At 46.2% G+C, this 24,282-nt stretch carries 14 protein-coding genes; 10 read left to right on the top strand and 4 right to left on the bottom strand.

Annotation, left to right across the window (positions count from 1 at the left end):
- Positions 1 to 121: 121 nt before the first annotated feature.
- Positions 122 to 1,930: a S41 family peptidase gene (locus CWB99_RS22210; RefSeq protein ID WP_138552202.1), complete on the top strand. Its 1,809-nt coding sequence runs from the start codon at positions 122 to 124 to the stop codon at positions 1,928 to 1,930.
- A gap of 199 nt (positions 1,931 to 2,129) precedes the next feature.
- Positions 2,130 to 4,193, top strand: a complete 2,064-nt coding sequence (locus CWB99_RS22205; protein WP_138552201.1) for a TonB-dependent receptor plug domain-containing protein — start codon at positions 2,130 to 2,132, stop codon at positions 4,191 to 4,193.
- Here CWB99_RS22205 and CWB99_RS22200 read toward each other — a convergent pair.
- Positions 4,190 to 4,960 carry an SDR family oxidoreductase gene (locus CWB99_RS22200; RefSeq protein ID WP_138552200.1) on the bottom strand — a complete coding sequence of 257 codons (771 nt, stop codon included), beginning with the start codon at positions 4,958 to 4,960 and terminating at the stop codon, positions 4,190 to 4,192. The genes CWB99_RS22205 and CWB99_RS22200 overlap by 4 nt on opposite strands.
- Positions 4,961 to 5,068: 108 nt before the next feature.
- On the opposite strand from CWB99_RS22200, the gene CWB99_RS22195 reads away from it, so the two are divergent.
- Positions 5,069 to 5,974: a LysR family transcriptional regulator gene (locus tag CWB99_RS22195; protein ID WP_138552199.1), complete on the top strand. Its 906-nt coding sequence runs from the start codon at positions 5,069 to 5,071 to the stop codon at positions 5,972 to 5,974.
- Between the two features lie 71 nt (positions 5,975 to 6,045).
- Here CWB99_RS22195 and CWB99_RS22190 read toward each other — a convergent pair whose 3' ends face one another.
- On the bottom strand, positions 6,046 to 6,981 hold the full coding sequence (locus CWB99_RS22190; RefSeq protein WP_138552198.1) for a LysR family transcriptional regulator: 936 nt from the start codon (positions 6,979 to 6,981) through the stop codon (positions 6,046 to 6,048).
- 123 nt (positions 6,982 to 7,104) lie between these two features.
- On the opposite strand from CWB99_RS22190, the gene CWB99_RS22185 reads away from it, so the two are divergent.
- From CWB99_RS22185 to CWB99_RS22160, 6 genes are read left to right on the top strand one after another with little or no spacing between them, the layout of a single operon-like run.
- On the top strand, positions 7,105 to 7,710 hold the full coding sequence (locus CWB99_RS22185) for a glutathione S-transferase family protein (protein ID WP_138552197.1): 606 nt from the start codon (positions 7,105 to 7,107) through the stop codon (positions 7,708 to 7,710).
- Positions 7,711 to 7,738: 28 nt separating this feature from the next.
- Complete coding sequence (locus CWB99_RS22180) at positions 7,739 to 9,193, top strand: di-heme oxidoredictase family protein (protein ID WP_212748537.1); 1,455 nt, start codon at positions 7,739 to 7,741, stop codon at positions 9,191 to 9,193.
- Between the two features lie 18 nt (positions 9,194 to 9,211).
- The gene (locus CWB99_RS22175; RefSeq protein ID WP_138552196.1) at positions 9,212 to 10,357 is read left to right on the top strand and encodes a cupin domain-containing protein; all 1,146 of its coding nucleotides are present in this window, start codon (positions 9,212 to 9,214) and stop codon (positions 10,355 to 10,357) included.
- Positions 10,354 to 11,562, top strand: coding sequence for an aromatic ring-hydroxylating oxygenase subunit alpha (locus tag CWB99_RS22170; RefSeq protein ID WP_138552195.1), 1,209 nt, complete (start codon positions 10,354 to 10,356; stop codon positions 11,560 to 11,562). Before CWB99_RS22175 ends, CWB99_RS22170 begins: the two co-directional genes overlap by 4 nt.
- Positions 11,563 to 11,564: 2 nt before the next feature.
- Positions 11,565 to 12,053: an aromatic-ring-hydroxylating dioxygenase subunit beta gene (locus CWB99_RS22165; protein ID WP_138552194.1), complete on the top strand. Its 489-nt coding sequence runs from the start codon at positions 11,565 to 11,567 to the stop codon at positions 12,051 to 12,053.
- 18 nt (positions 12,054 to 12,071) lie between these two features.
- Positions 12,072 to 13,961 (top strand): NAD(P)-binding domain-containing protein, encoded by a 1,890-nt coding sequence (locus tag CWB99_RS22160; RefSeq protein WP_249332056.1) that lies wholly within the window; start codon positions 12,072 to 12,074, stop codon positions 13,959 to 13,961.
- Between the two features lie 314 nt (positions 13,962 to 14,275).
- Here the strand turns inward: CWB99_RS22160 and CWB99_RS22150 are convergent, their stop codons facing one another.
- Complete coding sequence (locus CWB99_RS22150; protein ID WP_138552192.1) at positions 14,276 to 14,968, bottom strand: pirin family protein; 693 nt, start codon at positions 14,966 to 14,968, stop codon at positions 14,276 to 14,278.
- 191 nt (positions 14,969 to 15,159) lie between these two features.
- Here CWB99_RS22150 and CWB99_RS22145 point away from each other — a divergent pair, with 191 nt between their 5' ends.
- The gene (locus CWB99_RS22145) at positions 15,160 to 15,972 is read left to right on the top strand and encodes a hypothetical protein (RefSeq protein ID WP_138552191.1); all 813 of its coding nucleotides are present in this window, start codon (positions 15,160 to 15,162) and stop codon (positions 15,970 to 15,972) included.
- A 794-nt stretch (positions 15,973 to 16,766) separates the two neighbouring features.
- Here the strand turns inward: CWB99_RS22145 and CWB99_RS22140 are convergent.
- Positions 16,767 to 24,224 carry a calcium-binding protein gene (locus tag CWB99_RS22140; protein WP_249332054.1) on the bottom strand — a complete coding sequence of 2,486 codons (7,458 nt, stop codon included), beginning with the start codon at positions 24,222 to 24,224 and terminating at the stop codon, positions 16,767 to 16,769.
- Between the last annotated feature and the right edge of the window lie 58 nt (positions 24,225 to 24,282).

Raw genomic sequence — 24,282 nt, 5'->3', positions numbered from 1 at the left:
TTGCTGTATGGTTGCTTTCCTAATCTAAGTTATCAGTCGTTTTATGTGTAAATTATTGCCGTTGAATGTACCTATTATTACTTGCTAGGTTATAGATTGCCTAACCAAACGGAGATTAAAAATGATAATAAGGAAACTAGCCACAGCTTCACTGATTACATCAGCGATTTTCCTGGCTCCAGCGACATTAGCGCTTGCCCAACATGCGCCGCTTGAGGCAGATGCTACAACGCTGCTTCCCTCCCCTACAGTTAATTTAGACAGAGCTTTACTAAAAGATATCAAACAGTTCGTTAAATTTGCGAATAGAGTGAAGTTCTTCTACCCCAGTCAGGCGGTTGCAGCCACTAACTGGGACAAATTTGTTGCCGAAACTATCGTTGAGTTGAGTCAGACAGAGCCATATCGAAGGCAAGAAGTTGCCTTGCAAAGGCTGCGAGAAATTGCGCCATTTATCGTTGAGCGCAGAAGAGCGCTACCTGACTTGAGCAAACATGAGCCTGTAGTCACGTGGCAACAGGAAGCAGCAAGGACGATACATTATTTTACACGGCAACTGTCTACAGGTAATCACGAAACAATGAAAGCCAATCTACAGTTACCAGATAGCAACTTTGTAAGAGTAAAATATGGCTGGCGTACTTTATATATGCCCTTGTATTTACCTCAGTCAGCCAGTGAGCAAGGGCTAAACTACAGTGATTATCGCCAGTGGCAGGTTGGCACTGACTTTTCATCTCCTGTCGTCTGTATGTCGACCGTTTCAGCGATGTGGGGGGAAATTCACCATTACTGGCCGTATTTCGAACAGGTGGACGTAAATTGGCAGCGTAGTTTAATGCCCTTACTGAAAGCTTGTACTGAGGAAGTGCCAACCACCCGCATCAAAGCTATCAATAGCGAATTTAAAAAGCTACAAGACGAGCATGTTCGAATTTCTTACCCCTTGGGTTATGAGCCTCAGCCTAGTTACAACTACCCTTTTATACTGCGTCGGGTTGAGGGTAAGACGATAGTAGTTGGTTTATTCGATGTCGCGAGTCCTGAGATAGAGGTTGGTGATGAGTTACTTATGCTCAATGACGTGCCATTCGAAGATCTGGTTGAAGAGCGGGCAAGCTGGCTGACAAACAATGACCATACCAGCAAAAACTATGCGACAAAGTATCTCAACTTTTCTGTCGCACAAGCACCTGTCAATGCCATTTTTAGGAAGCCTGATGGCCGTGAGATTGAGGTTAACTCAAACAAAATTCATGTTAGCGAAGGGACACTTGTCCAGTGGCGGCAAATAGTACCGTATGATTTTGAAACTGTAAGAGAGTTGGAGGATGGTGTTTGGCAGCTTAATCTATATAACCTGACTCAGCAGAATATTCAACAAGCGAAGGCTCGGTTACAGAGCGCACGAGCGGTTGTTCTTGATCTCAGGCGGTATCCAAAAGACTTTTTTGCCTGGCAGGAAGGGCTATCCTGGTTTATCGACCAGCCAATCGAGAATGGAGAATTGTACTTTTATCACAGGAAAGGTCCTGCAAGGCGAGCATTTCATTCTCAACAAATCATACAAACCATCGAGGTTTCCGAGAACCCAATCGATGTTCCTGTAATCGCTTTGGCATCACGCGAAAGTATTAGCCTCAATGAACATGCACTTATTTTTGCAAAAAAAGCGGGGATACCTGTATTAGGAGTTGCGACTTCAGGCATAAATGGTGAGGTTATGATCGCCAACTATTTTGATTCTGAACAAGGGGCTGGCGTTGGCTTTTGGTATACCGGAATGCGTGCTGACAATGCTGATGGTTCAATATTGATTGGCCGCGGCGTGCAACCCGATATATATGTCCCTCGTACCATAGAATCCATTATTGCCAACGAGGATAATCAGCTAGCAGCCGCAATTGAGTATTTAAAAAATCAACTATGAGGTTGTGCATAATCCTTTAGAGCCCGAACTGGGCTCTATTTACAGCTTGATTGATGAGCCAGTGAGTTAAGCAGCATTCCAATCTCTGGCCGCTTCCCCCATATTGTGACGACTGTGCTTTCTGCCATTTCTAAGTTTCACTCAAAAGTCAAAATGCTTAGCTATACTTCCCTGAGATCTCTCATTAAAAAAGCAGTATATGGACCGATTAGTTACCTCTTTATTTATCTGCGCGATATCGCACACTTCATTAACGTTGGCTCAGACAGAAGAGGAGGATGCGCTTTTTGCAATGTCATTTGAGGAGCTACTCGATCAGGATGTGACCGTCGCAGCACGTAAGAGCGAATCCTGGCTGGCTTCATCCGGCACGGTTTATGTGATTAATCGTTCGGATATTGAGCGTTATGGCTGGCGCGATTTAAAAGAGATCCTCGCCTCCGTTCCCAACATGGATTATTTCTATCAGTGGGCTTGGTTACCAGGAGGTCAGAGGGGATTTACCGGGAATATGTCGGGTACCCTGTTGCTGATAGATGGCCGTGAAGTACAAAATTTGCTGGCCAATGAAGCTTTTATAATGAATAACTTTCCAAGCGCCAGAATTGAGCGGGTGGAAATATTACAAGGGCCAAACTCTACCTTATATGGTGGTAATGCAACGCAAGGGGTGATCAATGTGATCACCCGTCTGGACAGTGGTGTGAACCAAGTGTCATTGCTGGTCGGTGACGTGGGCACGCGCCATGGGCATGGTCTGTTCCATTATCAACAAGGCAAAGTTGAACTGGCGGTGTCGGCCAGTTATTTTGAAAGCGATCAGGACTACCGTGAAATACGTGAATTTTTGGTTGATGATGAAGCATTCAGTCGCAACAGCAAAGACGCATTAAGAAACCACAACCCCAATGATTTTCGCAATCGAGAGAAAAACATTACGCTGGATGGCCGACTGACTACGCCCTGGTTTTATCTTGGCAATAACCTCACTCGCACTACCAATGTCAGTGGTATAGAAGCTGTCGCATTTGACTACATTACCGGAGACGACGCGTATCGTGGGTATAGTAGTTACTATTTGGGTAAAAACATGCAACCGTCAGCAAACTGGTCGGGCAATGTTGAGCTGAGCTATTTTCGTGAGTACAAAGAGAAATATCGTCTCAGTGTTGATAACTCCGATCAGGCAACGCGTTATGAAGAACTGGCATTATACACTGAACGTGAAGACATAGGGCCGTCAGACAGAATACGGCTCAATACCCAATGGACCTACCAGGGCGATTCTGATCAGGATTGGATTTTGGGGTACGATGGCTGGCGCACCGAAATCGGCCGCAAAGTCAAATACCGACAAACTGCACAGGGGATTAGATTGATCACGCCTGATTCCTGGCCGACAGACAAAGAGCGTTCTGATAAGCACGCCGTGTTTGGTCAGTATTCAAGGCTGTGGCGCTTTGGTGAGCGAACGCTCAAAATCAATGCCGGGCTCAGGTATCACCGTCAGGATTATACCAATGCCAGCTGGCTGCCCCGTGTCAACATGGTCTATCAGCCAAACCCAGATCATGCACTCAAACTGACCTATGGCAAGGCGTTTCGTCCGCCAACCATTTTTGAGTTCGATCTGGTGGTTGATGACGAGATAGAATCACAAAGCATGCAGATGTATGAGCTTAACTGGAGCAGTAAATTTAGTTGGCAAGGGGTTGAGTTTGCCAATATCTCAGCCTTGTACAGTATGCAGGCAAAGAACTTTTATCAAAAAGTACAGGACCCGAATACCCAGATTTGGCGTACAATAGTAGCCGGAGAGCACAGAGTATCTGGATGGGAAAACCAGCTGCGTTGGCAGGCCCGGCGTTGGCACGGGCAACTGGCTATGCGCTATGTTTCACCGGATAAAACCCAGGTTGCAGGGCAATCTGTGGTGCTGAATGTACCAGGTTACAAGGTTAAACTGGGTTTGGGTTACACGCTGGATCAACACTGGCAGGTCTCTGTGTTTATCGATCATTGGGATAAAGTACTGACCGAAGCCAATCGCTTTCAACAAAGCGGCACTGAGGTCGTCACCATACCCGCCTGGATGACGCTCAATGCCAATCTAACTTACACAAAAGGCAACAGCACGATGGGCCTGTATATCGAGAATTTGTTCGATGAAACCTATTATCACGGCAACGCGCGGGGTGTGTCTCCCGTTAAGTATATTCAGGCGCCAAGAAACTTGCGCCTGAGCTGGTCATATCGTTTTTAACGGGTAACAAAGCCGCCATTGACGAACAAAGTCTGACCCGTGATCCAGCGCGCCTCTTCACTGACCAGAAAGTCAATCATAGGTACGACGTCATCTATGTTACCAAGACGATTAAGCACGCTTGCTGCACTGAGATAGGCAACGGACTGAGCGTTTTCTTCGCCGTGGAAAAATGCGGTATCTATCGGGCCTGGTGCTACCACATTGACAGTGATCCCCCGACCGCCAATTTCCTTAGCAAGTGCACGGGTAAAGTCTTCCAGTGGGGCTTTGGCACCGGCATAGGCGCCGTAAAGGCCAGTAAATGCGCCCAGTAATGAAGTGCCCATATTAATGATTCGACCCTGATCCTGAATATGCGTAGCAGCATGCTTCATCATTAAAAATGGTGCCTTGGTATTAATCGCGAAGAGTTGGTCATACTCTTGTTCAGAAATATCGGCAATGGCTTTTTTCAGGACTTTCCCGGCGTTGTTTATAACAATATCAACGCGGCCAAAGGTTTCCAGAGTCTGTCGGTACAGGGCCTGAACCTGGCTTTCATGACTCAGATCGCCCTGAACTAATAGTACTCGTCTGCCAATCTGAGTAATCTCGGCGGCGGTTTGCTCAGCATCGTTAAGCGACGAATCACTGTGATAGTGTACGACAACATTGGCGCCACGCTCCGCCAGTGAAATAGCAAAAGCACGCCCCATGTTTCGGGCAGAACCAGTAACAATGGCGACCTTACCGGTCAAATCAAGAAGGGTGTTTGAAGTAGACATAATACGCTCTCCTGTGTGGGTTAATTGACGAAAGTAAGCTTAGTCGCTTGCGTTTATTTCAGGTATGCCATAAATTTCATTTATTAATTGCATATATCGCAAAAAGCAATGAACACAAATGAACTCACTTTTTTGAAAGTGATTGAGGCGGGCAGCCTCAAAGGCGCAGCTGAGCAATTGAATACGGACCCTTCCTCAGTGAGCCGTAAAGTGGCTGCACTGGAGCGCCATCTGGGTGTTAAACTGATCAATCGCTCTACAGTGCGATCTCAGGCAACCGAGGCTGGGCTCGTATATTTTCAAGGGCTAAAACACATTGCTGAGCAACAGGCTGTGTTGGAAAGTCGTCTGCGAGGTCTGCAGGATCAACCCAGTGGAACTCTGACGGTCGCTGCGCCAGTTGATTTTGGTACTCAGTTTGTTGTACCTGTACTGAACAAGATGCGGGCCGCTTATGCTGATCTTAAAGTCGAGTTGTTACTGGGAAGTCATTTTGAAGATCTGACTGCCAATGGCATTGATGTGGCAGTACGTGTTGGCATGCTGCCGGATTCAGGGTTGATCTGCAGAGGGTTGGGCACTGCTGAGCGTGTACTGGTTGCCAGCCCGGGTTATCTGGAGCAGATTGATGGGGTAACGGATCCATCCGGGCTGAGTCGGTGCCAGTTTATATTCTATTCACGCGCTCAGGCTAACAGTCAGGTAAGTATAAAAAAAGGTGAAACAACATCACGAGTCAAAGTGTCAGGGGGCTTTACAGTTAACAGCGTGTCTGCAGTTCGACAGCTGGTTTTGGCTGGTAAAGGGGTACATCTTGGGCCGCGCTGGGCCTTTGAAGAAGCGCTGAATACAGGTGAGCTGGTGGCACTGCTCCCTGACTATCAGTTGGAAGGGTTTCCAATCCATGCTTTGTATCGGCCCGGAGGATATGTTCCTGCCAAGATCCGGTGTTTCATTGATAGGATAAGCCAGCACTGCAAGCACAGTTTTAATACCAGAACAGGTGCGCGATGATATGTTCACCTGAGCTGTTTTCAGTCTTCATGTGTTCCTTACGCTATATCCAAGTAATGTATCTTGGGTGATTATATTAAGGCGTTGAGCAACCTGTTCCCTTGCGTCTGAGGCTCGACGGGATTATCGCCATATTGTTGTTTCAAAAAGTTGATAAAAACGCGCGATTTTTCTGGAATGTACTTATTCTCTGGGTAAATAACATGAACACTTAATGGTTGTTTAATGGCATCTTTCATCAGCTGGATAAGTACCCCCTCCGCTAACTCCTGCTCGACCAGAAACTTAGGGATCAATGCGACTCCGGCGCCAGACTTGACCAGGGTTTTAAGAATATTGGGGCTGTTGACTGAAATCGGGGCCGACGTAAACAGTGCATCCCACTGATCGATATCTTTGTCATCTACCCAGTCGTTAATGGGCATTTTCTTGTCGATGAGCCAGACATGCGCATTGAGATCTCTGACGCACTCAGGTTGGCCGTGTTGTTTTATATACTCAGGTGTCGCGCATAACACCATCGGAAACTGGCATATTTGTGTTGCTACAAAGTCCTGAACTTCGGTGGATCCTACGCGGATTGCCAAATCGAAACTTTCTTCGACCAAATCGACTTTGCGGTTATTCAGTTCTAAATCCAGCTGGATATCAGGATATAAAGACATAAACTGAGGTAATTTTGGTGCCAGTACTTGCTCTCCGAATGTCACTGAGGTGGTGATCCTGAGCAGGCCTGAACATTTGGTACTTTCTTCACTGACCTGATCCACCAGTGAGGTATATTCGTTCAATACGTGGACAATACCATGATAAAAATGTCGCCCAGCCCGGGTCATAGACACTTTTCTGGTCGAGCGGTTAAATATCTTGGTTGCATGTTGATTTTCAACCGCATTGACGTATTTACTGACAACAGACTTCGAAATACCCAGTCGCAGGGCTGCTGCCGTAAATGAGCCGGTTTCAGCCACCGCGATAACTGCTCTAAAGCCTTCTATAGTGTCCACAAGCTAGGTCCTTTTGTTTTCGTTTTGTGTGATCAGTGTTTTCGTTTTGTATGTTTATTCTATGAAAATTTTAATGTCTAATGCTCCGCATGTCACCAATATAGGGAGCATTAGGTTGCTATCATGAGTAATATTCAGCTGTACTATCACCCGATGTCAGGGCACAGTCACAAGGTTCTCACTCTTGCATCAATGTTAGGGTTAAGCATAGAGACTGTAACCATTGACTTAAAATCTAAAGCGCATTTGTCTGAATCATTTTTACATCTTAACCCGGCCGGCAAGATACCTGTGCTGGTGGATGGAGACAAAACGATCACCGACTCCCACGCTATCTTGTTTTACCTTGCTCAACAATACGACCAACAGCGAATCTGGTACCCCGATGATCTGCCAACCCAGGTAGAGATCCAGCGCTGGTTTGCGCTCTCTGCGGGTGAGCTGTGCACAGGTCCCGTCGCGCTAAGAGGGATCCGGGTACTGGGTAAACCAGGCAATGCTGACCAAGCTATGCAACTGACTATCAAGCTGTTTTCTCTTATGAGCAAACAGCTGGAGCAGCAGCCATGGCTGGCAGGTTCACATGCCACCCTTGCGGATATTGCGCTATACAGCTACATCGCTTTGGTTATCAAACTCGAGCCAAGCCTGAGCGATTTTCCACGCGTACTTGACTGGGCTGCACGTTTCGAGCAGCTGCCCGGCTATCGCACATTACCAGAAAAATAAACCCGCATTGTATGTAATTGGAGGGGCCATGAACAGCTACATACGCACAAAAAATAGAGTAAATATACTAATTGACCGTCACCTGTTGATGGCCGTTCCATTGGTTTTGTCTGGTGTGGTAAGTGCATCAGTGCAGGCCGCTTGTCCGGCTGATTATCCAGAAGAAGGGGCGATTAAGAAGCATATTGAACATGATGATATTGCAAATGGAAAGGCGACTTTAAAGCAGATCCATAAGATGGGGCGAGATCTTTTCGTTGCCAAGTTTAATAAATGTGATGGTCAGGGTCGTCCGGCAACGACCGGTGGTGGTGTGAAACGTGCTCCGGATCAGCCCGCTTTTATTCGTACCTCATCACCTGAAACGAATTCCTGTGCCGGGTGTCACTCTCAGCCAGCCATAGGTGGATCAGGCGAGTTTGTGGTCAACGCTTTCATTTTGGCGCAGCGTTTAGACCCGGTGACAGAGTCCGTATCTAATCAGTTTAGTAACGAAAGGAACACACCGGGCATGCATGGTGCGGGTGCCATTGAAATGGTGGCCCGTGAAATGACCTATGATCTGCGCGCCCAGGCCGAAGCCCTGCCTGACGGGGAACACACATTAATCTCAAAAGGAGTGTCCTTTGATATCCGCAAGGAAGGCGGATTGGTGGTGGAAAGTGAAGGCATTAATACCGATCTGATGGTCCGGCCATTCAACCAGTCGGGCAACATTGCCACTTTGCGTCATTTTACCGTCGACGCAATGAACCATCACCACGGCATGCAGGCAGAAGAACGTTTTGATTTAAACCCGGGCAAAGGATTCGATAAAGATCACGATGAAGATGGTGTGGAAAGAGAGCTATCGATTGGTGACATCACGGCACTATCTGTGTATCAGGCCAGCTTGCCCGTGCCGGTTCAGGTGATGCCGCGAGCCCGTGCTGAGCGCAAAGCCGTGCGCCTTGGCAAGCGTAAGTTTAATGAGATTGGCTGTAACAGCTGCCATGTACCGGCACTTAAGCTGGATACGCCGGTGTTCTCTGAGCCTAGTCCGCTTAATGCGTCCCATACTTTCCGTGATACCAGTCGTTCAGTGCGCTGGGATATGACCAAGCAAGGTCCTAAACCTAGGTTGAAGAAAAACCCAGATGGCAGTGCCACAGTATGGGCCTATACCGACCTGAAACGCCACAACTTGTGTGATCCGGTGGAGCGTGAAGATGCCATTCGCTTCTTCTGTAATGAGACGCTCGATCAGGCTCGCCCGTCACAGGATGGCCGCCCGGGGAGTGAGTTCTTTATTACCAGAAAGCTATGGGATGTAGGCAGTTCAGCGCCTTATGGTCATCGGGGTGATATCACGACCATTACTGAGGCCATCCTGTACCACGGTGGTGAAGCACGTCAAAGCCGTGACCACTTCTCGTTGTTACCGCTTTCTGAGCAGAAGAGCATTATTAAATTTTTGAAATCGCTACAAGTTGTAGAAAAATAAGATACCTAAGGAATGAGCATGTCTGAGAGTAAATTAGTTTCACTGGTGAAGCGCGATGATATTCCGTCTATCCGCACTATCGAAGTTAACGGTGTTGAGCACTGGTTAGGCCACGTTAAAGACTTCACCAAACATGAAGGGCTGACCGAATTTTTGCCAAAGGATAATCGTATTTCGATGGCCTGGGTCAGACTGGAAGCCGGTGAGCAGCTGGATGAGCATATCCATCCTGTGGAATCGATGATCTTAATTTGTGAAGGCGGTGCCTCTACGCTTGGTGATGTAGAAACTGACATGGGCGCGGGGGATTCACTGCTGGTTCCACCTGGTCGCCCCCATGGTTTTATCGGCGCAGAGCCCGCGGGTTTTTGGGGATTGTCGTTACAATTCGATTCCCGTGGATTATATGAAGACATCGCCGACCCTTGGGCGACATTCCACGAAGACGAGAACTATGAATTGAAACACGCCGATACGATAGTCGACAAACTGTTCCAGAAGAACGAAATTTTCAAAGATCGCTTCGACAAACATCGCTTGTTTGCGCTGGTAAATAAAGGGCTGCTAAACGACAGTGAAACACGAAATCGTTTCCTGGATTGTTTTCAGGTGTGGTCAAATCACTTCCAGAAAATGGTGTTTAACCGTTACCTGACCAGCGCTGAGGGCGCACATTTAGATCTGGCCTGGGACCATTTGATTGAAGAGTTTGGTCACAATATGGATTTAGCGTCCAGCCGGGATTCGAGCACACGCATTTTTGATCCGGTCCTTGAAGCGACCAGCAGCTGGTTCTGCAGTATTTTAAACCGCTTGTCTGACATGCAAAAGTTGGTTCTGATCCACCTGGTGGTTGAAGCCTCAGCCACTGTATTCTACAAGCATGTTGCGCCTGTGATGTCAGAAACACAGCATTCTCGCCATTTCCATGAGCATGACGATGGCGACCACGAACATGTCAAAATGGGCTATGACTTTGTGCGTCGTCAGACACCCAGCCTGAGTGAGGCAGAAGGTCTGCTTGAAATTCAGGAGCAGGGTTGGTCCATGCTGATGTCAGTGATGAGCCGGATCGCGGATTTGGTTGTGTATGGCTCAGAGCGACAATCAAACAGCAACGCAGAGCAAGCAACAAAGCAACCGGCAGCTGAGCTTGAATCATGAGTGAGTTCTACGGATGGCCTGACGCGGGTGCGCGCAGGCTTCCCCAGCACATTTATGCTGACAAGGATAACTTTCAGCGTGAGCTGGATGCCATCTTCTTCGCCGATTCCTGGAACTACGTGGCGTTGAGCTGTGAGGTGCCGGAGCCGGGCGATTATATCCTAAGCTCGGTAGGCAATGTCGGTGTGATTGTGTCCAGAGACCGAAAGGGGACCATTCGCGTTTTTGTTAATCGCTGCACTCATCGTGGCGCGCGGTTATGTGAGAAGCGAAAAGGCAACAACAAGTTGTTTACCTGCCCATATCACGAATGGCGTTTCAATCTGGAGGGCCGCCTGGTGGGCGTGCCTTTGAGTCAGGGCGTGAAGGGAAAAGGGGGAATGTCGCCGCAGTTTGATCCGCAAAATCATGGTCTGAAACAGCTAAATGTATGTGAGCGACACGGTGTGGTGTTTGCCAGCTTTAGTAACGACATGGTGCCGCTTGAGACCTATCTGGGCCCTAAGATCCTGCGTTACTTTGACCGTGTCTGTGATGGCCGTCCCTTAAAGGTGATTGGCAAGCACAAGCACGTTGTTGCCGGCAACTGGAAGCTGCAGATTGAGAATGTGAAAGACACCGTGCATGCGGCTATTTTGCACTCATTTTTCACCTTGTTTGGGATCTGGCGGTCGGATCAGGAAACGGAAATCGTGGTTGAGGACAAAGGCATGCACAGTGTGCTGGCTTCTACGGCCACATTTAGCAAGCAGCAGACTCACTCAGAAGAAGCTGATTCGGAGTTTTCATTACTTGATCCGAGTTTGATAGCCCATGAGGCCGAGTTTTCTCATGCGACTGGTGCTGTTATGACTATCTGGCCAAACTTGATTTTTCTGCAACAGTTGAACTGTTTGGTCATGCGTCATGTGGAGCCGGTTAGCCACGATAAATGTGTAAAAACCTGGACTTTCTTTGCGTATGAAGACGAAGATCCAGCACTGACTGCACGACGTGTTAAACAGGCCAATTTACTGGGAGCGTCGGGCCTGGTCACCATAGATGACAATGAGATTTTAGCTTCCTGTCAAGTGGGTTTACAGCAGCAATCTCAGTTTGAATGCGCCATTGAATATGGTGAAGGCTCGTCAGATTGCGATCATATGGTGTCGGAATCAGCGATCCGTGGGTTCTATAACTACTATCGTCAGGTGATGGAGCTGTGAGCATGGAAGAAATGTTGAAAACCCTGTTGCTGGAGCGATCTGTTCGCGAATTTTACCGGCGCTATCACGCCCAACTCGACCAGCAAATGCTGACCCAGTGGCCAGATTTCTTTACTGAAGATGCCAGTTACTTAGTGACCAATCGGGCCAACTTTGAAGAGGATATGCTGGTTTACAACGTGTTTTGTGAAGGCAAAAAAATGCTGATAGACAGAGCGCTGGGCCTGCAAAAGGCCGTTTGGTTTCGTGACCGATTGCAACGCCGATTTGCGGGCAGCATAGAGATCACGCACCAAAGTGAACATGCACTAGACGTGGTGAGCAGCTTTATGGTCACTGAATCCCGACAGGGAGAGCCTTCCTCTTTGTTGCTTACCAGCGAAAGTCAGGACAGCCTGAGTATCGCACCTGACGGTACGCTGCAATTTTCAAAGCGGCTGTGCATCATAGATGCGGAAGTGTTACCTGATTCGATAATTTACCCAATCTAACGAGTGGGAGACGATGTGATGAATTCACAAGCTATGCAGGCACCAAGCCACCCGATGAAGCGCGTTGCGGTCATTGGCGCAGGGTTATCTGGCCTGGTAACCACCAAAGAGCTGATAGATCAAAGTCACACTGTGGTGTGTTTTGAGCGCAGTGATGACATTGGTGGCGCCTTTTATAACAAAGAAAACGAAGGCGGGATCTATAACGACATCCACCTGACGGTTTCTAACTTTTTTATGGCGTTTTCCTCATTTCCGCCAAGAGAGAAGAATCGCAAATACTGGACGGCCAGTGAATATATCGAGTATCTGCAAGATTTTACCGAGCATTTCAGACTGAGAAAGTTTATCCGTTTTAACACTGTCATTGAGTCTGTTGAGCCAGTTGGCACACAAAAATGGCGGGTGATTTATCTTAAAAACGGTGAACGCAAAGAAGAGTTGTTTGATTCTGTTGCGGTGTGCAGTGGCAAATTTCGCAATCCATTACTGCCGTCTGTTCCCAACATGGAGCAGTTTAAGGGGACCATACACCATAGTTTTGATTTTAAAGAAGCGTCAAAATTTAAGGGCAAAAAGGTGGTCTGCCTGGGGCTGGGAGAGTCTGGCTCTGACGTGGTGCACCAAATTGCGCAAGTTGCGCAAGAGACTCATCTGGTGGTTAAGCGCCCCAAGAGCATTATTGCCCGGGTTATTCTGGGCGATACCGGAGACTCCAGAACCACACGAGCTGCGCATTACTCGTTTTTGGTCAACCATTCGCTTTTTGAGGCCACGCTGAAAAAACGCATTATGAATAAAGGCTTGAAGGTAAATGAGCAGAAGCGCCAGCGACCTTTAAGCGCATTCTGGATGTGGAAGTTTCTGGTTAAATACGGCCTGCACGGCGAATTTAGTAACAAGAATGATATCTGGTTGCAGGATCTGGAAACCGGGCAAACCCAGCTGCATTTGTTCTCTGTAAAGCGTTTTGCTGAGAATGGTGTTTATCTTCACGATGGCCAATTTATTGAATGTACCGATGTGATGATGTCGACCGGCTATGAGACGCAGTTTGACATGATCCACCACAGCGCAGCACAAGATGCGGCGAAGAATATCCGCTCTAACTTTTTGCACATGATCCACCCGACATTAAGAGACAGCCTGGTCTGGATTGGATTTGCCCGTCCGGATGTCGGGGGCGTTCCGACCATTGCCGAGTTACAGGCACGTTTATATGCCCGGGTTTTGGCGGGTAAAACAGAGCTGGCTGATTCACACACTCTGCAGCGGCGCATTGAGGAGTATCAGCAGGAATGCCGGGAGCAGTTCTGTCTGGAACCAGACCGTTCAGAAAATGTGCGTTACTACCGATTTACCGGTGAGCTTGCCCGGACGCTGGGCGTAGAGCCCAAATGGTATCACTTGCTGCCAGATCCCAGGCTGATCTTCAACTTTTATCATGGCAGCTTAGTCGCCGCGCAATTCAGATTAAGCGGACCAGGTAAAGACCCTGAGGCGGCCAAAGCGATGATCCGCCGGGTCGGTCTGATGCAGGTACCCACCTGGCATAAATTCTTTTTCTTTGGCCTTACCAGTGCTTTGAGTTTGATAGCGCCTGTGGTGCGTAAGGTCGTAAAGATGTTGAATATGGAAGATCACAACTGGAATGACTACAAACAGTTTCGATGTGTGGCTGATATTCTGGCGCATCAATGGCCATCGGGGCAGGTTTTCCCGTTGAGTAAGACTGACACTTTGGCAGAGCTGTTTAGCCAGGCCTACGAATATGAAGGGTTTAAGTTCTTCTTACATTCTGAGTATGAAGTGCCTTTGCGGTTACTTTCGCCTTCTGCGTCTATAAAAGACATTGATGATTTTTTGCGCTTTCAGGAAGGCGCAGCGCCGCTGGAGGAAAAGACTTAATACCAATTTGCTTAATTAAGTGTTCTATTTTGAGGCGAGAAAATAGGGTCGATAACAAGGCAAAAATTTTGCTATTTAGTTGCTCTAAATGAGAAATTTTTAACACAGTTAGCGCCATATTTGCTCCTTCAAATTGGACAGGTATTAAGTGAAATTGGTATAACACTCCCTTTTTGAATGCTGGACGTAGCTGTGACACTACTGCCCGTAGCAAAGCCATGCCTGTTTAACAGCGCATGGCTTTTTTCGTTTGGGTACCAGTATTGATTGCTGAGACTGTAGAGCCGCGGACACGTATTCTAGTGTATTGACATTCAACCTGGCGGTAGCTCAAACCACAGTGCCTCTAGTGGTGCTGTAGCCTCCACCGTGAAGGATTCGTGCGCTGTCAGACCAATGGCATCACCCGGTTCCAGGCGTATTTCAGCTGTTTGGGCTGAACCTTCAACTAGGTGTAGATAGCCCCAGCGATTATGTGTGTTCAGTGTGTAAGTTTCACCTTCTGAGAGCTTAAGACGATGCAGGCTGGCATCCTGATGAATGACAAGTGAACCTTGCTGGCCATTAGGGGTTACAAGCGGGGTAAGTGGCCCGTCTTGTTCTATATTGGCCTGAGCATAACTGGGACTGAGCCCTTTTACATCAGGGCGGATCCAGATCTGTAAGAAACGGGTCTGTTCCGTGGCAGAATAATTGTATTCAGAGTGCGTGATCCCTGTGCCTGCGCTCATCAGCTGAACGTCACCTGCCGGAATGATATGGTGGTTCCCCCGACTGTCTTTGTGCTCCAGTGCACCTTGTATCACATAAGAGATAATTTCCATGTCACGGTGGGCATGCGTATCAAAACCCATACCTGGTGCGACCGTATCGTCATTGATAACGCGTAACATGGAAAACCCCATATGCTTGGGGTCGTAATAATGGCCAAAAGAAAATGTATGTTGGCTATGCAACCAACCCATATTAACCAGGCCCCGTTCTGAGGCGCGTCGTATTGATGGCATAAGTTTTATCTCTGAAAGTGGAATGCCATGACTGTAACGCTTAGTTAAGTAGAATAAAATGCGTCATTATCGGTGCTTTTATTCTGTTTTAAAGAATGAATATGTTATAACTCATTGCGTGCCTTAGTGGATGTATATGCTAGAGTTATAGAGTTCGAAATAAGCCTGTGAACTCAGTTTCAGGGAGAGTTATGTCGTCTTTAAAGCAGTTTATTCCATCACCCGTAATTGCCGTTGCTGCGGCTTACCAGACGCACCTTGGCGGTATTGATGTCTTTATCTGTTTTGCTCAGATAGATGAAGATAACCAGTTGCTGCTCGAGCTGCGAGAAAGCCATCAGTTGAGTGTGGGAGATTTGGTCACTGTGCACCTGGATAACCGTACCGGCGTAAGTGAATATGATGCTGAGCTGAGTGTCTATCGTTTATCCTATAAGGGGCGCGTAACTGCATTGAATAATACTGAGGTCACCATAGCGCCGCTTGAGTACCAGGTTTATTACGGGGTTTCGGTAGCGCTGGAGTATCGGGCGCCGGGTTATGAATTTCCTGACGATCCGCGTGTGCAAAACCCCTTGCCCTGCACGCCTTTAACCGCAACACCAATGATGGATGAGCAAGAGCATGACAATAAGGTTGGAGTGCTGATCACTAAGGCTCAGTCTCAGCCACACACTACGGTGATGGCATTTCTATCCAGTACCGACGACGATATCTTTTTTATCACCCTGCCACAAACCTTTAAATCCAGCCTGATGAAGCGGGATAACCTGTGTTATTTTGCCATCGACAATCGTGCCAGCTTTACCTTTGAAAACTATGTCGAGTGGAACTATTCCATTATTACCGGGCGGGTGCATCAGGTAGCCACCAACAGTGCTTTGTTTAATGAAGTGAGAGAGCTGTTTATCTCTAAAAATCCCTGGGAAGTGGGGTTTTTCAGTCATCCTGACATTGAGATGTATCACCTGAAGGCCGAGAAAGTGGTATGTCCTAAGCGGTGATGTGACCTGTTTAGCGTTTTTGTATTTGTTTTTCTCGCGGGCTCTGGACCGTTATGGCGGCGAGGTGTTGCATGATAGGCAGTTGCCTGTTCTGGTTGGAGTTTGGCTACGAAGCGCAGACGTTTAGAATCTCTCAGAACACACCATAAACCTAGCCCCTTTCATCCGTCATCCCGTGCTCGACACGGGATCTTGCTTCAGACGACTTGGTTGATAAGGCATTTATCCAATCATAACAGTAGAGTGCAAACAGGTACCGGCGCAAGGCCGGTATGACGCAGGTGAGATGGCATGAATGCACTATGTCTGACCTCAGCCCTGGCAGATGTTTAATTGCGAAGCGCAGATGCTTAGTATGTTTTACAACGCACCGCAAACCTGACCATTTTCACCCGTCATCCCGTCCTCGACACGGGATCTTGCTTCAGACGGTTTGATTGATAACGTATTTGTTCAAGCATAACAGTAGACTGCAAGCATATACCGGCGCAAGGCCGGTATGACACAGATGAGATGGTTTGAGTGCAATGTGTTTTATCTCAGCCCAGGCAGGTGTTTAGTTGCGAAGCGCAGACGCTTAGAATGTCTCACAACGCACCGCAAACCATACCCTTTTCACCTGTCATCCCGTGCTCGACATGGGATCTGGCTTCAGACGACTTGGTTGGTAAGGTATTTATCCAATCATAACAGTAGAGTGCAAACAGATACCGGCGCAAGGCCGGTATGACGCTGAGAACTTGTGCATTGTTTGACATTACTGTCTAGTTGGCCAGAATAATGAACAACTTCTTTTAATCTGTAGAATAAGTCATTTTTTCTAAATAGCTCCCTACATAGTGTGTTTTGTCACTTGCGCTGTCGTCAGAGTTGCCAGCAAAGCCTGATATAGATTGCACAAGAAGCTCAAAACTATCATGCTTAATAAACCTGCTATCTAAGCCACTTAAGCTTTCTTGAGTCTGGGGTGTTGGGTTGTTAATTACATCAACTAGGCTGATTATCGTGCCATCAGCTAGCTCTGCTCTATCAATTTTATCATAGCCACTTTGGTAGTAGCCTTTTATAGTTAATATTTCTCCTGTTGACTTCAACTGAACTTGTAAATCATCATCATTACGTGACCAACTTAAGTTTTCAGAAGAGATGCCAGCCTTAAATACTAACTTATCTATATCACCTTCATTACCAGGGTTATACTTATCATGATTGAAAATGCTGTCATTACCAGAGCCTATTCCCCAGTAATAAACGTCATTGCCTGCGCCACCATATAAGTCATCGTTACCTGTACCACCATCGAGTATGTCGTCACCCGTTTGACCTTTAAGCCTGTCATCTCCTTTGCCACCATCGAGTATGTCATTACCCGCTCTACCATATAACCTGTCATTGCCATCCAAGCCCAACACAGTCTCATCCAGATCTGAAGTGTAAAGTGACTCATCTCCTTGCGTACCGATGACTATATTGCCACCTTTTGCGATTGATTCTGATATTATTGCCAAATCAAGCGCACTGCCATCATGCAGCTCGGCTACTTTTAACTTCAAACTGTCATGAGTATAGCTGTCGAAGTGATGTTTTATGCTGAGCGTTTCACCGCTTGAACTAAGCGTCACTTTCAAATCATCACCATCACGTGACCAAACTAAATCATCGGCAGTAACACCATCTTTAAATACCAGCTTGTCAACATCATTTACGTCTCTCTCATTCCAGCTGTCATAATCACCCGTGTCGAATGGGAGTGCTCCCCAAGAATCAAAGTTGTAAATTTGATCATTGCCTGACCCTAGTCCCCAATAATACGTATCACTTCCCGCACCGCCGTTGAGCATGTCGTTGCCGGAGCCACCGTCAAGTATGTCGTTGCCAACTTGTCCTTTAAGTATGTCATCGCCCGCGCCGCCTTTGAGTATGTCGTCACCAGCTCTGCCATATAAGTTATCGTTGCCATCCAAGCCCAACAGTATTTCACCCACTTCAGAGCTATAAAGTGAATCATCGCTTTGTTTACCTAAGAATATATTTACGCCTTCTGGCATAGATTCGTCTATTGCTGATATATTGAGCTCAGTACCGTCAGGCAATTCAACGGCTTTTAACTTAGAGTCGCTGTATTCGATATTAAAATAGTGTTTGATACTCAGAGTTTCCCCACTGGAGACCAGCATCACTTTTAAATCATTTCCGTCGCGTGACCAAAGCAGATCGTTAGCCGAAATTCCCGCTTTAAAAACCAACTTGTCAATATCATTTGCATCACCAGGGTTCCATTTATCATGGTTGTATAATCGGTCATTGCCTGAGCCTAACCCCCAGTAATAAATGTCATTGCCCGCCCCCCCATACAAAGTATCGTCTCCGGCTCCGCCATCAAGCATGTCGTTGCCAATTTGCCCTTTGAGTTGGTCATCACCAGCTCCGCCATAGAGCCTGTCGTCTCCCGCTCTACCATATAATTTATCATTGCCATCTAAGCCCAATAAAACTTCGTCAGGATCAGAAGTATAAATAGATTCATCATCCTGAGTGCCCATCTTGACGTTCGAAGCGTCTGTGACAGACCCTTCTATCGATACAAGGTCTAGCTCGGTCCCATCTGCAAGCTCAATCACTTTTATCTTGGAGTCACTAAATTCGGGGTCAAAGTGATTTTTGATACTCAATGTTTCGCCGCTGGAGACCAGCGTTACTCTCAAATCATTTCCATGTTGTGACCAAATTAAATCGCTCGCCGAAATGCCTGCTTTAAATACTAATTTGTCGATATCACTCGCATCACCTGGACTCCACTTGTCATGGTTATAAATTCGGTCATTTCCTGAGCCTAGTCCCCAGTAATAAACATCGTTGCCAGCGCCACCATATAAGTCATCGTCACCTATACCACCATCGAGCTGGTCGTCGCCAATTTGTCCTTTAAGCCTATCATCACCCGCGCCACCATTGAGCTTGTCGTCGCCGGCTCTGCCATATAGGCGGTCGTTGCCGTTTAGACCCAATATTACTTCGTCAGACTCTGAAGCGTAAATAGATTCAGAGTCTCCAGTGCCCATCACGATATTTGCACTCTGTGTAGCTTCTGCCTCTATTGCTGTGCGATCTAGTACTGTGCCATCCGCGAGCTCGAACGCGTCTAATTCCCAAGAGCCCCGGGAATAGTAAAATACCACTCTCAGTGTTTCGCCACTTGAATTCAGCATCACTGTTAAATCATCACCATCTCGTGACCAAGTTAAATCACTGGGTGATGTACCTTGTTTAAAAACCAGCTTATCAAAGTCATCATCAGAGCTATACGAACTGCTACTGAAATTTTCAATAGAATCATTGCCTGAGCCAGCTCCCCAATAATAGGTATCGCTGCCACCTCTTCCTTCTAACTTATCATCGCCAGCTCCGCCATCAAGTATGTCGTCGCCACCAAAACCTATCAGACGATCATCGCCTCCCAAGCCCTTTAGTACATCATCATGCAAATGACCATAAAGGTAGTCATCGTTATCTGTACCTATCGGTGTATTTAGTCCTTTCTCAATGGATGTAAGATCCAGCACAGTGCCATCTGCCAGCTCAACCGCATCTATTTGGTACCCTTCATATGTTATGTGGTTTTTTATCGACAAGGTTTCTCCTGTCGATTTGATTGTCACTCGCAGGTCATCTGTTCCGCGGGACCATATCAAGTCACTTTCAGTGACACCGGCTTTAAAAATCAGTTTGTCGAGTTTGTGGGGATTACTTTTATCATTACGGTCGTAGTTGTGAATGGTGTCATTCCCCGAACCTTTGCCCCATAAGTAGGTGTCATTGCCATAACCACCTTTTAAACTATCGTTACCTGCGCCACCATCAAGGACGTCATCACCTTTACCTCCATTTAAATAATCATTGCCTAAACCGCCATCAAGTGAGTCGTCACCTTCATTACCATATAAATAGTCATTGCCACCCAAACCCAGTAAGGTTTCGCCATATTCAGCTCCATATAAGCTATCATCTCCTTCGGTACCCATTTGGGTATGAATCGCATTTTCTATTGAGTCAAGGTCTAACGCTGTCCCATCTGCTAACTCTACAGCTTTTAATTTATAATTGGTGTACTGGTCATTAAAGTGATATTTGACTTTCAGTGTTTCACCGCTTGAGTTAAGCGTTACTTTCAAGTCATCGCCATCACGTGACCAGGTTATGTCACTAGTAGTAATTCCTTGCGTAAATACAAGCTTATCTATATCGCTATTATCGTCGGAACGATTGTCGCTATAGTTCCAAATCCGATCGTTTCCAGAGCCATATCCCCACTTGTATATATCGCTACCTATACCACCTTCTAAATCATCATCGCCCACACCACCATCTAAAATATCATTGCCAGAGCCACCATCTAAAATATCATTGCCTGAACCGCCATCCAGTTTATCGTTACCAGCTTGGCCGTATAATTCATCATCACCATTTAAACCGATGAGAGTTTCATCAAGGTCTCCGCCTTCTATAAACTCCCCTTCTTTTGTACCAATGAGTAGTCTATTGGCCTCTTCTGCTAACAGTGCTAGATTTAATTCTGTACCATCTGCTAATTCAATTCTAATTGGGTCTAGCTTTGCTATGCGACTAAAGTAATCAATTATTGAAACTGTTTCGCCACTGGAGTTTAAGGTCACTCTTAGATGAGAGCGATATCGTGACCAAGTTAAGTCACCGGCAGTAATCCCTTCTTTAAATACCAATTTATCAAAGTCACTGCCATCGCTTTCCAAAGCTTTGTGAGAATGAATTTGGTCGTTTCCGGAACCAAGACCCCAATAATAAGTATCACTACCTGAACCGCCGTATAGGGTATCGTCGCCAGCTCCTCCATCTAATGCGTCATTTCCATGACCACCATAAATAGCATCGTTGCCAGCCCCTCCATCTAATGTGTCATTTCCATCACCACCGTAGAGGGCATCGTCGTCTGCCCCTCCATTTAACGTGTCATTACCATCACCGCCATAAAGGGTATCATGACCACTTGCACCATTAAGTGTATCTGCACCTTGATAGCCATAAATAGTTTCAGCAGAATCTGTGCCAGTCCAACCAGCTGCGCTAGCAAGTACTGCTTCTATGCTGACAGTTGTGTGATCTGAAAACTCAAGTTGGTCAACTAAAATTCGCCTGTTACTAAAACCACTTATACCATTTACTTTGCTGATAAAACCATTTTCAATGGTGACTGTACTTAGTACACCGTCTTTATTTATTTCGATAATTAAGTCAAAGGCTGTTCGTCGATAACTCACGTGCTCTTGAGTGATTCCTTCATCAAAAACGATACGATCGAGATATTCGTTACTGTTGTCGTAATCAAGGATAGTGTCGTGACTTCCATCGGCAGCAATGACATAGGTATCACTACCTGCTCCACCACTCAGAAAATCATCACCCAAACCACCAATAAGAATATCATCTCCGCGGCCTCCCTGAATTTTGTCATTTCCCTCAGATCCAAATAGGCTATCATCACCATCATACCCCAGGAGTATATCGTCCCCTGCTAGTCCATCTAGTGTATTGTTGTCAGTATCGCCATGCAGCTCATCATTTTTTCCTGTCGCTTGGCCTGCTTTAACTTCAAGCGTGGCAGCATCCCAAAATGCAACTGAACTGTTCGGATCATTAAAAACAAGGTAATCGATTCGACTTGCTTCGTTGATGTAATAATTTTCCACTCGAATTTCATCAACTCCCTCTTGGATAATGATCATTAAGTCATTGTCCACACGGTGGATTCTGACCTGGTCAGGTAGAATACCTTCACCCAGTAAAATCCTATCTGTATCTCCCTTGCTACCTCTATTATCAATTGCATCGAGACCATCACCTAAGTTAAACAGGTAGTAATCATCTCCTTGACCGCCTGTGAGTAAGTCGTCACCTTTATCACCTCTAAGGGAATCATCACCAGTTCCGCCAATCAACTTGTCATGACCGGCTCCACCCATTAACAAGTCTTTACCTTGGTCGCCGTAAATCAGATCATTCCCGTTATTGCCCTCTAAACGGTCATCACCTTCACCACCGAATAGCGTATCATCCCCATTTTCTCCAATGAGAATATCAGTTCCCTTTTTACCGTACAGGCTGTCATTTCCGCTTAAGCCGTTTATTACATCATCTTCAGATGTTCCATGTAACTCATCGCCACCCGAGGTAATGAATTGAGAAGATACGTTTATTTGATCAAAATGGCTGGGACCCACATCTATCACGCTGCCATCATCAAAAATAATGGCATCAATATAGCGCTTTGTTGCCCCCTCTTGTTCAAAATGTGATTCAACATGTAGTACGTCTTCTGTACCTTTGATGGTTATGAACAGGTCATCACCTCGACGAGATAGGGTAATATCACTAGTCGCAATGCCACCTATTAAACGAACAACATCATAACGGCCGCTATCGGTATCTCGGTTATAAATAATATCTCGACCATAACCAACGCCGAATTGATATACATCATCTCCACTACCACCATAGAGTTTATCATCACCTTGCCCGCCATTAAGCACATCATTACCTGCCTCTCCTTTGAGTAAATCATTACCGCTAAGGCCAAACAAAATATCGCGATTCTCCCCGCCAAAAATGTTGTTACCATATTTGGTGTTGTCTCTTACGGCAGCAGTAACAAGGCTGATGGTTTCCTTGGAATAATTAGAAATATCTGATGTTTGAATAAATTGATCGACTGCATCAATCAGGCGAGCTTGGTTAATTGCACTTAAAGAGGATATACCTTGAATGGCTTGAACAAAATCAAGTAGCATATCGGTTTTTAATGGGTTTGCTTCAGTATAATCGAACAAGTTATCAACAACTTCGGTGAAGTTACCCTCCAATATGCCTGTTTCAGGGTTTTTGTTCCAAGTGATTTCCTGAAAAAGAGGCAGTAAATAGCTTTGAGCAGCGAGTTGATAAAAAACTCTATCTGAGAAAGTATTATAAATCTTTTCGTAATCTCTCGCATATTGCTGACCACTCCCCTGTGGTAGCGGAATATTGAAGCCATAAAAGGCTTCTAAAGCACCAATTTTCCTGGCATCTATTGGGGATTGGTGATACTTCTGATACGCTCCCTCCTGACCTGTCCAGGAAAAAATAATTTGGTCTAACAATACTTGACGCTCTGCCCTCGAAGAGGCAACTAAGAATTGCGAAACCAGACTTTGCAACTCTCCAGACTCATCTCGCGCCATTGCTTGATGTAGAGAGTAAACCTGGCCGTAACCCTGTACATCAGGCAAGCTCGCCACAGTATAAGGCAGGTCAATAAAATCATATAAAGTATCAGTTGGGTTTCGCGTAAACCAAACATCAGTCATTGTTACTGTTTGGCCCGCTGTATTTGTATAACTGCCGACCTGACGATGTTCATTTCCAAAGTTATCAATAAAATCTTGAGTCATATAATCAATGGATAGTGACTCAACGCCCGCTTCTAAAAGAGTTAATAGCTCTCCTTCATCGGTCTCCCCATCCTGATCAATATCCTGAAAGACCCTTAGTTCACCAAATAGTTCATCATTAACATCAATAACACCGTCACCGTTTGAGTCCAATTCGGCTAAAGCAACAAACCCGTTACTGGCGAAGGAGCCATCAGCTAATAAAGTCTGATTACCAAATAGTTCAGCACCGGAATTAATGATACCATCACCATTAATATCGCGTACTAGTAAACCATCATCCGCAGCAGAAAACCCCGTTGATTCTTTAAACCCATCACCATTGTGGTCAAAGTAAATATCCGCTGCTAAGCCAACGGTTTCAACGCCATCTCCATCTAAGTCAATGATAATCGGTGATGACGGCAGAGGTGTAGGAGTTTCTACTTCATCAGGGCGAGGTGGAGCTGGTATTATATGAACCAATAAAGGGATACTACCATTGCGTGTTATTATACGTTTTACTTCACCAGTTTCTGTATTAAAAACATATTCTGTTTTATTTCCATTTTGATCGGTAATCTTAATGTTATCAATATACCCATCTTTAGAAGTGAAAGAGACGTCATTTTTTCGCGTGTCCAATATTAACTTACCTACACCATTACTGGTAAAAGTCATTAAGCCTGTAGATTCGTTAAATACGGCATCGTCACTCGCAATCAAGTTATCGTCTATACCGTCGCCATCGCCCCCATTATTCTTATCTATGCCACCCGAATATATTTCTGTGGTAATTGTTGGGTTTGGCACCTCACCCGAGCCATTGTCACCCGAGCCATTGTCACCCGAGCCATTGTCGCCTGAGCCA

Origin of the sequence: Pseudoalteromonas rubra (assembly GCF_005887095.1) — a bacterium.
GTDB classification, from domain to species: Bacteria; Pseudomonadota; Gammaproteobacteria; order Enterobacterales; family Alteromonadaceae; genus Pseudoalteromonas; species Pseudoalteromonas rubra_E.
This window is presented reverse-complemented; position numbering and strand designations above follow the sequence as displayed.

Excerpts from the sequence above, each read along its gene's own strand:
- CWB99_RS22210 (WP_138552202.1), top strand. The coding sequence starts at position 122 with ATGATAATAAGGAAACTAGCCACAGCTTCACTGATTACATCAGCGATT.
- CWB99_RS22205 (WP_138552201.1), top strand. The coding sequence starts at position 2,130 with ATGGACCGATTAGTTACCTCTTTATTTATCTGCGCGATATCGCACACT.
- CWB99_RS22200 (WP_138552200.1), bottom strand. The coding sequence starts at position 4,960 with ATGTCTACTTCAAACACCCTTCTTGATTTGACCGGTAAGGTCGCCATT.
- CWB99_RS22195 (WP_138552199.1), top strand. The coding sequence starts at position 5,069 with ATGAACACAAATGAACTCACTTTTTTGAAAGTGATTGAGGCGGGCAGC.
- CWB99_RS22185 (WP_138552197.1), top strand. The coding sequence starts at position 7,105 with ATGAGTAATATTCAGCTGTACTATCACCCGATGTCAGGGCACAGTCAC.
- CWB99_RS22180 (WP_212748537.1), top strand. The coding sequence starts at position 7,739 with ATGAACAGCTACATACGCACAAAAAATAGAGTAAATATACTAATTGAC.
- CWB99_RS22175 (WP_138552196.1), top strand. The coding sequence starts at position 9,212 with ATGTCTGAGAGTAAATTAGTTTCACTGGTGAAGCGCGATGATATTCCG.
- CWB99_RS22170 (WP_138552195.1), top strand. The coding sequence starts at position 10,354 with ATGAGTGAGTTCTACGGATGGCCTGACGCGGGTGCGCGCAGGCTTCCC.
- CWB99_RS22165 (WP_138552194.1), top strand. The coding sequence starts at position 11,565 with ATGGAAGAAATGTTGAAAACCCTGTTGCTGGAGCGATCTGTTCGCGAA.
- CWB99_RS22160 (WP_249332056.1), top strand. The coding sequence starts at position 12,072 with ATGAATTCACAAGCTATGCAGGCACCAAGCCACCCGATGAAGCGCGTT.
- CWB99_RS22150 (WP_138552192.1), bottom strand. The coding sequence starts at position 14,968 with ATGCCATCAATACGACGCGCCTCAGAACGGGGCCTGGTTAATATGGGT.
- CWB99_RS22145 (WP_138552191.1), top strand. The coding sequence starts at position 15,160 with ATGTCGTCTTTAAAGCAGTTTATTCCATCACCCGTAATTGCCGTTGCT.